The sequence below is a fragment of the Kitasatospora sp. NPDC096077 genome, from assembly GCF_040303245.1.
GTDB lineage: Bacteria > Actinomycetota > Actinomycetes > Streptomycetales > Streptomycetaceae > Kitasatospora.
On record NZ_JBEOSV010000014.1, the window covers coordinates 19,180 to 32,147 of the forward strand.

At 74.4% G+C, this 12,968-nt stretch carries 11 protein-coding genes, 1 tRNA gene and 1 pseudogene; 6 read left to right on the plus strand and 7 right to left on the minus strand.

What is annotated here, in order from left to right:
• Together ABTZ03_RS44245 and ABTZ03_RS15555 are read left to right on the plus strand one after the other, a co-directional pair.
• Positions 1–567: pseudogene (locus tag ABTZ03_RS44245) on the plus strand (DEAD/DEAH box helicase); the annotation flags it as partial.
• A 250-nt stretch (positions 568–817) separates the two neighbouring features.
• Positions 818–1,648: a TIGR02452 family protein gene (locus ABTZ03_RS15555; protein ID WP_350513474.1), complete on the plus strand. Its 831-nt coding sequence runs from the start codon at positions 818–820 to the stop codon at positions 1,646–1,648.
• 51 nt (positions 1,649–1,699) lie between these two features.
• Here ABTZ03_RS15555 and ABTZ03_RS15560 read toward each other — a convergent pair whose 3' ends face one another.
• Positions 1,700–2,035 (minus strand): hypothetical protein, encoded by a 336-nt coding sequence (locus ABTZ03_RS15560; protein WP_270145258.1) that lies wholly within the window; start codon positions 2,033–2,035, stop codon positions 1,700–1,702.
• A 198-nt stretch (positions 2,036–2,233) separates the two neighbouring features.
• On the opposite strand from ABTZ03_RS15560, the gene ABTZ03_RS15565 reads away from it, so the two are divergent.
• Positions 2,234–3,412: a low temperature requirement protein A gene (locus ABTZ03_RS15565; protein ID WP_350513475.1), complete on the plus strand. Its 1,179-nt coding sequence runs from the start codon at positions 2,234–2,236 to the stop codon at positions 3,410–3,412.
• Positions 3,405–3,878: an RICIN domain-containing protein gene (locus ABTZ03_RS15570; protein ID WP_350513476.1), complete on the plus strand. Its 474-nt coding sequence runs from the start codon at positions 3,405–3,407 to the stop codon at positions 3,876–3,878. Before ABTZ03_RS15565 ends, ABTZ03_RS15570 begins: the two co-directional genes overlap by 8 nt.
• Before the next feature lie 19 nt (positions 3,879–3,897).
• Here ABTZ03_RS15570 and ABTZ03_RS15575 read toward each other — a convergent pair whose 3' ends face one another.
• The 3 genes from ABTZ03_RS15575 to ABTZ03_RS15585 form a co-directional block, all read right to left on the minus strand.
• Positions 3,898–4,593 (minus strand): tyrosine-protein phosphatase, encoded by a 696-nt coding sequence (locus tag ABTZ03_RS15575; protein WP_350513477.1) that lies wholly within the window; start codon positions 4,591–4,593, stop codon positions 3,898–3,900.
• Positions 4,594–4,668: 75 nt separating this feature from the next.
• Positions 4,669–5,430, minus strand: a complete 762-nt coding sequence (locus ABTZ03_RS15580; RefSeq protein WP_350513478.1) for an SDR family oxidoreductase — start codon at positions 5,428–5,430, stop codon at positions 4,669–4,671.
• 58 nt (positions 5,431–5,488) lie between these two features.
• On the minus strand, positions 5,489–6,682 hold the full coding sequence (locus tag ABTZ03_RS15585; RefSeq protein ID WP_350513479.1) for a DNA glycosylase AlkZ-like family protein: 1,194 nt from the start codon (positions 6,680–6,682) through the stop codon (positions 5,489–5,491).
• Positions 6,683–6,795: 113 nt separating this feature from the next.
• On the opposite strand from ABTZ03_RS15585, the gene ABTZ03_RS15590 reads away from it, so the two are divergent.
• Positions 6,796–7,587, plus strand: coding sequence for a nucleotidyltransferase domain-containing protein (locus tag ABTZ03_RS15590; RefSeq protein WP_350513480.1), 792 nt, complete (start codon positions 6,796–6,798; stop codon positions 7,585–7,587).
• A 48-nt stretch (positions 7,588–7,635) separates the two neighbouring features.
• Positions 7,636–7,708 (plus strand) — tRNA-Lys (locus tag ABTZ03_RS15595).
• Positions 7,709–7,790: 82 nt separating this feature from the next.
• Here the strand turns inward: ABTZ03_RS15595 and ABTZ03_RS15600 are convergent.
• Genes ABTZ03_RS15600 through thrS form a run of 3 tightly spaced genes read right to left on the minus strand, consistent with a single transcriptional unit; the run spans position 7,791 to position 12,921 of the window.
• Positions 7,791–8,537: a nucleotidyltransferase domain-containing protein gene (locus tag ABTZ03_RS15600; RefSeq protein WP_350513481.1), complete on the minus strand. Its 747-nt coding sequence runs from the start codon at positions 8,535–8,537 to the stop codon at positions 7,791–7,793.
• Between the two features lie 30 nt (positions 8,538–8,567).
• Positions 8,568–10,883 carry an LD-carboxypeptidase gene (locus tag ABTZ03_RS15605; RefSeq protein WP_350513482.1) on the minus strand — a complete coding sequence of 772 codons (2,316 nt, stop codon included), beginning with the start codon at positions 10,881–10,883 and terminating at the stop codon, positions 8,568–8,570.
• 28 nt (positions 10,884–10,911) lie between these two features.
• Positions 10,912–12,921: a threonine--tRNA ligase gene (gene thrS / locus ABTZ03_RS15610; protein ID WP_350513483.1), complete on the minus strand. Its 2,010-nt coding sequence runs from the start codon at positions 12,919–12,921 to the stop codon at positions 10,912–10,914.
• Positions 12,922–12,968: the final 47 nt, after the last annotated feature.

A 12,968-nucleotide genomic window follows, 5' to 3' on the forward strand; every position in this document is an offset into this window, starting at 1 on the left:
GGTGGCTTCGGCGGTGGCCGTGACCGTGACGACCGTCGCTCGGGCGGTTTCAACCGTGACGACCGTGGCGGCGAGCGCGGTGGCTTCAACCGTGACCGCGGTGGCTTCGGCGGTGGCCGTGACCGTGACGACCGTCGTTCCGGTGGTTTCAACCGTGACGACCGTGGCGGCGAGCGCGGTGGCTTCAACCGTGACCGCGGTGGCTTCGGCGGTGGCCGTGACCGTGACGACCGTCGCTCGGGCGGTTTCAACCGTGACGACCGTGGCGGCGAGCGCGGTGGCTTCAACCGTGACGACCGTGGTGGCGACCGCGGCGGCCGCTCCTTCGGCGACCGTCCGGCCCGCTCCTTCGGCGACCGTCCGTCCTTCGGCCGGGACCGCGACGAGCGCGGCGGCAGCAGCCGTCCGTTCGCCCGCCGCGACGACCACCGCTCCGGCGGCCGTCCGCAGTCCGACCGCGGTGGCTTCAACCGTGACCGTGGCGGCTTCGGCGGTGGCCGTGACCGCGACAACTCCAACGGCGGCGGCTTCAACCGCGACGACCGCAAGCCGCGCTGGAAGAACTGACGTCGTACGGCTGGCCGAACGGTCGGCTGAACGGCTGACCGAACGGTTCAGCTGACCGGCTCGGTCGCGCGACATCCGCGACACACACGAAGGGCCCGCTCCGTCCCCCGGAGCGGGCCCTTCGTGTTTCCCCCGGCGTCCCCCCGGACACCCCCCCGACACCTCGGTACCGCGCTCCCCCCGAGGTGTTGTTCTGGAGGTGAGAATAACCTGTGGCGCGCGGTGGGGCCAGTCCCGTAGCGTCACGGACATGAGCAGCAGACTGCATGACGTGGCACGAGTGAACGAGGAGATCGCCGCGCGGGGGAGCTACCGGACGGCCGGGGGCGCACTCGTGGAGGTGGGGGAGCGGTTGGCCGCGGCGCGGGCCGGCACGGTGTCGTACGCGCCGGACGGCCTGGACGCGCTGCTGGCGGCGGGGGAACGCGGCCCGCTGACCGGGCGGGTGGCGGTGACGGCGGAGGGCAGCGTGGCGGCCGCCGGGCGGCTGGTCGCGGCCGGGGCCGGGCCGGTCGGGGTGCTGAACTTCGCGTCCGCGCGCAACCCCGGCGGCGGGTACCTGCGCGGCGCCCGCGCCCAGGAGGAGGACCTGTGCCGCAGCGCCCTGCTGTACAGCTGCCTGGTCGAGGCGCCGGACTACTACGAGGCGCACCGGGCCTCGACGGACCTGCGGTACAGCCACCGGGTGATCGTCTCGCCCGACGTCCCGGTGATCCGGGACGGCCGCGGTGACCTGCTGGCCCGGCCGTACCCGGTCACCTTCCTGACCTCGCCCGCGCCCAACGCCGGTCAGCTGGAACGGCGTTCGGCCGGTACGGACGTCCGGGGCGTGCTCGCCGAGCGGGCCCTGCGGGTGCTCGCCGCGGCCGCCCGGCACGAGGTGCGGGCCCTGGTGCTCGGCGCCTGGGGCTGCGGGGTCTTCGGCAACGACCCGGCCCAGGTCGCCGAGGCCTTCGAGGGCGCGCTGGCCCGCTACGGGGGCGCGTTCGAGCAGGTGGTGTTCGCGGTCTGGGACCGCTCGCCGGTCTCGGCGAACCGGGCCGCCTTCGAGGCCCGGTTCGGCGCGGAGGTCCGGCCGTAGGTCCGGCCCGGGCTCAGCGCTTGCGGGCGACCGGCACCGAGCGGGACGGCATCAGCGCTTGCGGGCGGCCAGCACGGTCGCGGCCGTGGAGGCCGCCGCGACCACCCCGGTGACCGCGAAGACGGACGGCCAGGCGCCGATCCGCTTCGCCAGCGGGTGCGAGCCGCCGAAGGCCGCCACGTACAGGCCGGTCAGCGCCGCCGCGGCGGCCGTGCCCGAGCTGCGGCGCCACTGCGCGGCCGCCCCGGCACCGGCCACCGCCAGCACCGCGCCGCCCAGTTCGCGTCGTCCGCTCCAGCGGGCCACGCCGTAACCGCCGACCAGACCGCTCGCCGCGGTCAGCGCGGCGGGCGCGGCGGCCGCGAGCGCGTTCGGGACCTTCGCCATCGTCGACTCCACTCGTATCCACGCGTAGGGGGTTCGCGTTCCGGCTTCCGACCCTAACCCGGCGAACGGGCCGGGTGGCCGGGGGCCTCCGGCCCGGCTCCGGGGCCGTTCCCCTCAGGCCGACACCGTCCGTGCACCAGCACCGCTCGTGGACCGGAAACGCCCCCGCGGTTCGGCCCGGTGACGGATACTCGCGCGGTGACCGTGCCCCACCGCCCCTTCGCGTCCTCCGTCCCCGCCGCTGCCGCCGATGTCCGCGGGCGGGCCCAGCCGGCCCTGAAGGTGGCGCCGCTGGAGCTCTTCCTGGACCTCGTGTTCGTCTTCACCATCACCCAGCTCACCGGCAGCCTGGTCCACCACCTCACCCTCGGCGGCTTCGCCCAGGTGCTGGTGATGCTGGGGGTGATCTGGTGGATGTACGACGCCTTCATCTGGCTGACCAACGCGATGCCGCCGCGCACCCACGGGCGGCGCGGGCTGCTGATGCTGGCGATGGGCGCCTTCCTGGTGATCTCGCTGTCGGTGCCGCACGCCTTCGAGGGCAGCGGCGCCGCGTTCGGCTGGGCGTACCTGGTGGTGGTCGCCGTGCACACCGGGATGTTCGCCGCCGCCGGGGTGGCACCCGCCGCGGTGCTCGGGATGGGCGCCGCCAACCTGGTCGTCGGTGGCCTGGTGGTGGCCGGCGGCTACTTCACCGGGACGGTCCAACTCGGCTTCTGGACGGCCGCCTTCGCGATGCAGTACGTCACCACCAAGGCGGCCCGGCTGCCCGAGTTCCGGCTGCGCGCGGACCACTTCGTGGAGCGGCACGGACTGATCGTGATCATCGCGTTCGGCGAGTCGGTGATCGCCATCGGGGTCGGCGCCGGAGCCGCCGGCCTCGGCCCGGCGCTGATCGCCGTCGCGCTGCTCAGCCTGACCGTCTGCGTCGGCCTCTGGTGGGCGTACTTCGGGCACGACGACGACGCGCGCGCCGAGCACCACATGGCCGCGCTGCCCTCCGACGAGCGCAACCGGGCGGCCGTCACGGTCTACTACCTCGGCCACTTCGGGCTGCTGCTCGGCGTGCTGCTGTTCGCGGCCGGGGTGAAGTCGGCGACCGCCCACCCCGCCGACCCGATCACCCTGCCGCAGGCCGCCGCGCTGTCCGGCGGCATCACGCTGTACCTGGTGGTGAACACCGCCGTCCGGCGCTTCTTCGGACTGCGGCCCAACCGGGCCCGGCTGATCGGCGCGGTCCTGGTCGCGGCGACCGTCCGGCTGGGCACCGGGGTGTCGGCGCTCGCCCAGGTCGCCGCCGTGGTCGTGGTGCTGGCGGCGGTCTTCGGCCACGAGGCGCGCTGTCGGTCCCGGGTGGGAGACTCCGAACGTGACTGACGAGACCAGCGGGGCGACCGGGGCGGCCGCCCCGGTCACCGAGGGCCGCTACCGGATCCGCAACATCGGCAGCGGCCTGCTGCTGGAGGTCGCCGAGGCCTCCCGGCGCAGCGGTGCCCGCGTCCGCCTGGGCGCGGACGACGGCTCCGACGCCCAGCTCTGGCAACTCGCCGCCGTCCACCCCGGCGGCGCGCTCTTCCACATCGAGAACGCCGGCAGCGGCAAGCGCCTCGACGTCACCGGCGCCTCCCCGGAGGACGGCGTCCCGATCCAGCAGTGGTCCGCCAACGCCTTCGGCGCCCAGGAATGGCTGCTGGAGGCCCACGTCGACGCCCCGGGCACCTACACCGTCACCAGCTTCATCAGCGGCAAACCGCTGACCGCCCCGGCCACCCCGGACGCCCCCGTCCAGCAGTGGGAGGACGTCGACGCCCCCACCCAGTGGTGGCGCTTCGAGTGCGCCTGAGGCCCGGGCGCTCAGGCGCTCAGACCGACAGGTTGGCGCGGACGGCGGCCAGGTCGGCGGCGGTGAGGCCGGCGGCGTGGAGGTAGTCGGGGACGGAGCCGTGGTGGGTGCGGATCCAGGCGAGGGAGGAGGCGATGAGGTCGGCGTTGATCGGGCGGGAGATGCGCTCGGTGCCGGTCTCGTCGACGTAGGGGGTGGGGCCCTGGTCCAGGCCGAGGCCGACGTTGGAGCGCAGGAAGTCGGCGGTGATGTCGGCGTCGGAGGCGCCGAGCAGGGACTGCAGGACGGCGATGGTGAGGCCGGTGCGGTCCTTGCCGACCGCGCAGTGGACGACCACCGGGAGGGCGTCCGGGGCGGCCAGTCGGCGGACGACGGCGGCGAGCGACGGGCCGGCGTAGGCGGGCATGAAGGTGTAGAGGTCGGCCTGGTCCTCGGGCCAGGGCCGGTCGAGGTCGTCGCGGTTGGCGGGCAGGGTCGGCAGGTGGAGGGACTCGTGGTCGAGGCCGTGCCGCTGGTCCGGCCAGACCTCCAGTTCCTCCTGGCTGCGCAGGTCGATCACCGTCCGCAGGCCGAGGTCCTTGAGCTTGCGGGCACCCTCCTCGGTGAGCGTGTGGAGGGAGCCGGAGCGGTAGAGCACGCCCCGGCGCAGCGCGCCGATCCCGCCCGCGTCACGGAAGTTGCGCACGCCGGGGATCTCGATGAAGGCATCGGTCATGGCCCCCACCGTACGGGTGCGGACGGGAGCGGGGGAAGGAAACCCGAGGGGGCTGTTCGGCGGCGGATGAGTGCGTCAGCGCCCGCCGGAGACCTCCAGGAACGCCCCGGTGGTGTACGAGGCGGCCGGGGAGAGCAGGAAGAGGATCGCCTCGGCGACCTCCTCGGGCTCCCCGCCGCGCCGCATCGGCAGGTTGGGGGCGACCCGGTCGACCCGGCCCGGTTCGCCGCCGAGGGCGTGGATGCCGGTGTGGATCAGGCCCGGGCGCACGCAGTTGACCCGGATGCCCTCGGCGGCGACCTCCAGGGCCAGGCCGCGGGTCATCGAGTCCAGGGCGCCCTTGGCGGCCGCGTAGTCGACGTACTCGTTCGGCGAGCCGATCCGGGAGGCGGCCGAGCCGACGTTGACGATGGCGCCGCCGCGCCCGCCGTGCCGGGTGGACATCCGGCGGACGGCCCGGGCGGCGCAGAGGAACGGGCCGGTGATGTTGGCGGCCCAGATCCGGTTCAGCCGGTCCTCGTCGAGGTCCTCCAGCCGGCGCTGCCGCTCCAGCGTGCCCGCGTTGTTCACCAGGCCGGTGAGCGGCCCGAGTTCGGCGTCCACGGTGGCGAACAGCCGCTCCACCTCGGCGGTGCGGCTGACGTCGGCCCGGACGGCGATCGCGGTGCCGCCCTCGGCCCGGACCGCGTCCACCACGGCGGCGGCCGAGGCCTCGTCCGTACGGTAGTTGACGCAGACCCGGTGGCCGCGGCGGGCGGCCAGCAGGGCGGTGGCGGCGCCGATGCCGCGGCCGGCGCCGGTGATGAGCAGGACGTCGTCGGTGCTGGTGGTCGCCATGGGCCGTACGCTACCCGGCGACCCGGCCCGGCATGCCCGCGGCTCGGCGCAGGGCGGCTCAGCGCAGGGCGGCTCGGCGCAGGGCGGCGATCTTCGGGGCGCGGCTCTTCGGCGAGTCGAGGCTGAAGCCGCGGGCGTCGCCGAGCTCGTCCCGGACGAACGCCTCGGTGCGGGCCACCGCCGCGCGCAGCGCGTCGTTGGGCGGGACGAAGGACTGGTGGACGATCTCGGCCCGCTCGGTGTCGTACTCCCACAGGCCGACGATCCGGCCGCGGTCCAGGACCAGGTGGGTCTGCGGGTCGGTCTCGCCGCTGAAGGCGCGCCCGGCCCGGCCGGCGGGCAGCGGGCGGGCGGCGTCGGCCGGGTCGAGCAGCCGGGGCAGGTCGCGGTGCAGCAGGTGGATGCCGTCGATGCCGGCCAGCAGGGTGTAGTGCGGCTCGGTCGGTACCTCGAACCCGGCGAACTCCTCGGCGAGTTCGGGCGGCAGCAGCAGCTCGGAGCCGGGCTCGACCGGGACCGGACCGGCCTCGGCGACGGCCGCGCGGGCGGTGGCCGCGGAGAAGCCGGAGAACCAGCGGAAGTGCCCGAGGGTGGCCGGGCCGGCCCAGGAGAAGTAGCGGCGGGCGAGGTCGACGGCGCCCCCGGCGGCCGGCTGGTCCCAGCCGACGTAGCCGTAACGCTGCTGGTCCAGGCGGCCGTTGACCGGCACCCGGCGGATCCGGCCGCGGGACTGCATCAGCCCGAGGGCGAGCGGCAGGGTGGTCGACAGGCCGCGCTTGCGGCCCGCCTCGCCGAGCGGCCGGACGGCGTCGCCGACCGCCTCCCGGATGGTGGTCGGGTCGAGCGTCGCGCCGCCGGCCAGGGCCCGTTCGACGGCCAGGCAGAGCTGCTCCACCTCGTCCCGGCCGACGCCCAGGTGCTTCTCCGCGGCGGCCAGTTCACCCGCCGGGGCGGCCGCGCCGGCCGCCAGGCCGAGCGCGAAGTCGACGGCGGGCAGCACATAGGTGCAGCCGCGCGCCGAGGGCAGCTCGTGCACCGCCAGGGCGGCCACCGCCGCGTCCACCTCCGCCCGGCCGAGCCCGGCCCGGGCGAACAGGCCCAGGTACGGGGCCGCGCCGCCGACCGAGCGGGCCCAGCCGGTGGCGGCCAGGACCTCGGCGGCGGACGCCCCGGGGTGTGGGCGGTCCAGCCACTGCCGGTGCGACCACCAGGCCCGCAGCTTCTCGGTGTCGATCCCACGGCTGTGCTCCATCCGTCCAGTATCGGCGGCCGGGCGGGCCCCGGACCGGAAATCGCTCGCCCGGCGCGGCCGGTTCCGGAGAGGATGCGGTACCCGGTCGTCACAGGTGAGCGAGAGGAGAACGCATGTCCGCCCCCGGTGCGACCCTGCCCTCCGGCACCGTCCTGCTGTCCGGCGTCGTCGGCTCCACCGCGTACGGCTTCGCCCACGCCGGCTCCGACATCGACCGGCTCGGCCTGTTCGCCGTCCCCACCGAGGAGTTGCACGGCCTGCACCGCCCGGCCGAGTCGCATGTCGGCACCGCGCCGGACGTCACCCTGCACGAGGCCGCCAAGTGGTGCCGGCTGGCACTGTCCTGCAACCCGACCGCCTCCGAACTCGTCTGGCTGCCCGAGGAGCTGTACGAGACCACCACCCCGCTCGGCCGGGAACTGGTCGGGATCCGGTCGAGCTTCCTCAGCGCGCCCGCCGTCCGCAAGGCCTATCTCGGTTACGCGGACCAGCAGTTCCGCAAGCTGCTGACCCGCGACACCACCGACCCGGCCACCCGCCGCCGGGCCGCCAAGCACGCCCGGCACCTGGTCCGGCTGGTCGAGCAGGCCGTCCGGCTGCACCGCACCGGCCGCAATCTGATCCGCCTCCCCGACCCGGAACGCGTCCGCGACCTCGGCGGACGCATCGCCGACCACCCCGCCACCGCCGAACACCTGCTCGCCGACGCCGCCGACCGGCTGGCCCGCCCCGGCGTGCTCCCCGAGGCCCCCGACCCCCGCCCCGCCGAGGCCTGGCTGCGCCGCGTCCGGGCCGCCCACTACAGCCCGCCCTACTGCCCGCCCTACAGCTCGGCTCAAGCCGCACCCCCGGCCCCCGGCGCGCCCGGCCAATCCACTGGCGGAGCCCTGGGGCCCACCGGGTAGGATCGCCGTGGCCCTTCCCACCCGGGTGCCTCCGGTAGGCAGGGCCTCGGGCCACTAGCTCAATTGGCAGAGCTGCGGACTTTTAATCCGTAGGTTCAGGGTTCGAGCCCCTGGTGGCCCACCCGATGGACCGCTTGTGACGAAGGGCGTCCTCCCCAGGGAGGACGCCCTTCGTCACAAGCGGTGTGAAGCGGTCGGGGTGCTCAGCGGCCGACGCCGACGGCGACGGAGTCGATGACGCCCTGCCAGACCCGCCGGTACCCCTCGCGCAGCGGGCCGCCGGCCAGGTCGAGGATCTCCGAGGCGGCCGCGATCAGTGGCGCGGTGTCCTGCGAGGCGCCCAGCCCGGCGTAGGCGTCGAGCAGCGCAGCCCCGCGCTCGGGGTCCGCCTCCAGCAGCCGGCGCGGCAGCCACTTGCCGCTGCCCGTCCAGGCCCGGTGGTGGTCGCACAGCAGGTCGGCGGCGGTGGTCACCACCACCCCGGCGGTGACCAGTAGTTCGACCGGGGCGGTGGCGTCGGCCAGGTCGTCCAGCGCGTCCGTCAGGCCGTAGCGCTTTGTCTCGACGGTCTCCGGTTCCAGAGCGGGCGGGCCCTGGCGCAGGTCCTCCTCCGCCAGGGCGCGGGCCCGCCCGGCCTCGCCTTCCACGTCGACCAGCACCAGGCCGGTGGCATACATGTTCTGCAGCACGGCGCGCCGGGTGGCGACGTCCACGGCGAAGAGGTCACGCAGGCCGGCCCGTGTGTGGACGAAGAGCTCCACGACCCGGCCCTCGAAGCGGAGCGTCTCCCGGTGGGTCTCGCCGCCACTGGCGATCAGGACGGCGAGGTCGAGGTCGCTGTTGGAGCCCGCCCGCCCCGAGACGGTGGATCCCGCCAGGACCACGGCGAGCGCCTCGGGGAAGCGGTCGCGGACGAGGCGCCGCGCTTGGTCGATCGGATCATGGTGCATCCGACCACGGTCCCACAGCCCACGGGCGCGTCACACCTTCGGGGCCGGGTCCCGGTAGACGGAGGCCCCGAGCGCCGGGAGCCGTTCGACGGCGTCGACGTCGAACTCCACCGCGTCGTGGCGGGTGAGCACGGCCCGCAGCGCTTCCTCCAGGGCCACCTGAGCGATGCCGGCCCCGAGACAGAAGTGGCGCCCGTGGCCGAAGGCCAGCGAGGTGCCGCCGCCCTGCGGGGCGTCCGGCGTGTCCGCGGTGCCGCCGTCCATGGCCTCGACCGCGGCCGCCCAGGCGAGGACGCCGACCACGCGCTCCCCGGCCCCGATCTCCCGGCCGTGGAAGGCGATCGGGCACCGGGAGCGACGGGGGGCGAAGTGGAACCCGGTGTCGTGGCCCAGGCAGAGCTCCACCAGCCCGGCGAAGTCCCCGGCGGCGGCCGCCTGTTGGGCGTGCGAGGAGTGCCGGACGAATCGCAGGGCGCCGATCAGCGCGTGGGAGGTCGGGTCCAGCGCGCCGGTGACGATCTGCATGTAGACGGCGGCCAGTTCGCGCGGGGAGAGCTCCACTCCGGCCGCGTCCAGCTCGGTCAGCAGCCAGTCCGCCCCGGTGCGGCCGCGCTCCGCCAGCCACTCCTCCAGTTCCCCGATCCGGTCCAGGGCGGCGCGGGCCATCCCGACGTCCTGGCCGTCGTTGGAGAGGTAGCCGATGGTCGCAGCGGTCATCGACCGCAGCCGGTCCACCTCGTCAGCGGACAGTCCCAGCAGCAGGGAGAGCATCGCTTCGCTCACCGGACGGGCGAAGGTGGCGACCGGCCTGCGGGTATCGGCCCGGTCGACGATCTCGGCGAAGGCGGATCGGAAGGCCGGCCGCAGCTGCTCGGCGCGGGCACGGGAGAAGGACCGGCGCAGCGCCTGGCTGGCGGTGCGCTGGGTGGGCTCGTCGGAGAACACCGGCCAGTGGCCGAGGAAGGCCTCCAACTCCTCGACGGCCTCGGCTCCCGGGGTGCCCGGCAGCCCGGGTTCCAGCGGGGAGGCGCCGCGGGCGGCGAATCGGCGGTCCGTCAGCACCTCGCGGACGTGCGCCGGGTCGGTGACGTACCAGGAGCGGGTGGGCTCGTGCCAGGTGGCCGCCTCGCCGGCGGCCCACAGCATCGAGTAGGCCCGGTACGGGGCGGTGGTGAGCAGCCGGTCGACGGTTCCGTGGGCGGGGCAGCGGGCCTCTTCGGGCGTGGCCGGCGCGGTATCGGGTCCGCGGGGTGGTCGGGGGGGTCCGGGCATGGGCGGAGCTGACCTTTCTGGCGGTGGCGCTTCCGGTCGGGCCGGGCGGGTGTCGGGTCGGGCCGGGGGAGGGACGGGGACGGCCGATCGGGCGTCGGGGAGGGCATCGAAGCGCAGGGTGACGTGCCCGTCCGCCTCCGCGGTGAGTTCGGCGGTCCGGCGCAGGGCGATCGACATGATCGGGTCGACGTGGCCGAACGGGAGGTCGGCCACCACGGGGATCGCCAGCGGTCCGGTCACCTCGCGCAGCCGCTTGAGGACGGTGCCGGTGTCGATCCCGATCCCGCGCGGGATCCGCCCCAGGGCGAGGCCCCGGAGCAGGCCGAACTCCCTTTGCTGGCTCAGCTGGTGGACCAGCCGCAGGGCCTGCCATTCGAGCGCGCTGTCGGAGATCTCGACCAGCAGGATGCGTCCGGAGAGCCGGGGCCAGTACCGCGTCCCGGCGTGCGACATCAGAGTCTCCAGGTTGAGCGCGAGAACCTCGCCGCGCCCGACTCCCTCCCGGATCACGACGGGGGCGGGGGCCCGCACCTCGGCCCGCCGCACGCCGTCCTCGGTCTCCCATCGGCGCCGCTCGTCGATCCTGGTGTCGGCCCACGACGCCTCGTAGGCCTCGCCACGGGTGGCCTGGAACAGCGAGTCCAGGGAGTACCGGCGGACGCCCCCGAATTCGCCGAACTGCGGGAGCACAGCCGGGCCGTAGACGCTGGCCAGCCCGGCCCGCTCGCTGAGCAGCAGGTGGAAGGAGCTGGTGTCGCTGTAGCCGATGAACCACTTGGGATTGGCCCGGATCAGCCCCAGGTCCACGGAGTCCAGCAGCTGGTGCGAGGCCCAGCCCCCGATCGCCGACACGATCGCGGAGACGTTCGTGTCGGCGAACCCGCGGTGGAGGTCCGCGAGTCGGGTGGCGACCGTCTCCGCACAGGGCTTGCGCCCGTCGCTGACGTGGCTGCCGAGCTGGACCCTGAACCCGCTGCGCTCCAGTTCCAGGACGCCCCGCCGGAGCCGCGGACCGAACCTGGACGCGGTGTTGGAGGACAGGGACACCACCAGGATCTCGTCGCCGCGTCTCAACGGCGGCGGAAAGGCGACTCCCGGCATGTCAGTCGTCGCTGTCCGCCCGCGGGGCGGCGGTGGGGCCGGCGGTCTCGCGGGAGGCGATGGTGGCGCGGATCCGCTCTGCGATCAGGTCGAGCGGGACGTCCGACTCCTGAGAGCCGTCCCGGAACCGCAGCGAGGCGGTCCCCGCGGCCACGTCCCGGTCGCCGGCGACCACGACGAAGGGGGCACGCAGGCGCTGGGCGTTGAGGATCTTCTTCGGCAGCCGGTCGCTGGAGGCGTCCAGCTGGGTGCGCACGCCGGTCTCCCGCAGGCCGTCGAAGAATTCCGACAGGTACTGGGTGTGGCCCGCCTCGGCGTCGGCGCGCACCGGCACGCCGGCCACGTGGACGGGGGCCATCCACGCCGGGAACTGCCCGCCGTAGTGCTCGATGAGCACGCCGAGGAAGCGTTCCAGGGAACCGAAGAGCGCGCGGTGGATCATCACCGGCCGGACCCGGGAGCCGTCGGCCGCCTGGTAGGACAGCTCGAAGCGGGCTGGAGTCTGGAAGTCCAGCTGGATGGTGGACATCTGCCAGTTGCGGCCGAGCGAGTCCCGCACCTGAACGCTGATCTTGGGGCCGTAGAACGCCGCGCCGCCCGGGTCCGGCACCAGCTCCAGGCCGGTGGAGTCGGCGGCGGCGACCAGGGCGCTGGTCGCGTTCTCCCAGTCTTCGGCGCTGCCGATGAACTTGTCGGAGTCGTCGCGGGTGGAGAGTTCGAGGTAGAAGTCGCGCAGGCCGAAGTCGCGCAGCAGGTCCAGCACGAAGGCGAGGACCGTCTTCAGCTCCTCCTGGATCTGCTCCTGGGTGCAGAAGATGTGGGCGTCGTCCTGGGTCATGTTCCGAACCCGGGTGAGGCCGTGCAGGGTGCCCGAGCGCTCGTATCGGTGGACCGACCCGAACTCGAAGAGCCGCAGCGGCAGTTCCTTGTAGGAGCGGCCGCGGTTCTTGAACACCACGGCGTGCATGGGGCAGTTCATGGCCTTGAGGTAGTACTCGCTGCCGTCCACCGCCATGCCGGGGAACATTCCGTCGGCGTAGTACGGCAGGTGCCCGGAGCGCAGGAAGAGTTCCTCCTTGGCGATGAACGGGGTGTTGATCAGGGTGTAGCCGGACCGGCGGTGCTTGTCGAGCGAGTAGCGCTGCATCTCGTCGCGGATCGCGGCGCCGTTCGGCAGCAGGATCGGCAGGCCGGGGCCGATCTCGTCGGCGAAGGTGAAGAGCTCCATCTCGGAGCCGAGGCGGCGGTGGTCCCGGCGGGCGGCCTCCTCCAGGAAGGCGCGGTGGCGGGCCAGGGCGTCCTCGTCCGGCCATGCGGTGCCCTTGATCCGCTGAAGGCTCTCGTTGGCCTCGTCGCCCTGCCAGTAGACGGCGGAGGAGGAGGTCAGCTCGAAGGCGGTCAGGTAGCCGGTGTCGGGGGCGGTCACCTCGGTGTCGACCCCGGTCCACAGCGGTTCGGCACCCTCCGGGCCGACCAGCAGGCGGAACGCGCCGGGCGCGTCCTGGTCGAGTGCCGCGTCGGCGATCTCGCGCAGGAACCGGTTGCCGGCCGCCGCCCCGTCGGCCTCCTCGGCGGAGGTGACCCGGAGGGCGTTGACCGGCAAACGGCGCTTGGCGATCCGGCGCATCCGCTTGTCGAGCCGCTTGAGCACCTCGGGGGTGACCGGCGCCAGGTTGGCGAAGTCGGCGTGGAAGCCGTCCTCGTCCGGGGCCGAGCCCGCCGGCAGGGCGTCGGGGAACTCCTCGCGGACGGCCATGGCCAGCACCAGGGCCGCGGTGGCCCGGAGCACCCGCAGGCCGGCCGTGCTCTCCGCGGTCAGTACCCGGGCCTCGCCCGCCTCGGCGAACGGCCGGCGAAGCGGCTCGGTTCGGCCGGCCACCTCGACGGCGACGACCGTGTCCGGGCGGCCGACGGTGCGGGCCTCCTTCCGGAGCAGGGTGAGAGGGGAGGTCTCCGCTTCCACGGAGAGCGGGAGGTGGGGGTCCTGCTCCAGGACCGGTGCTGCAGCCATTGTTCTGTGTCTCCGTCGCGGTGGCTTGACGTGGTGGTGCGGTGGGG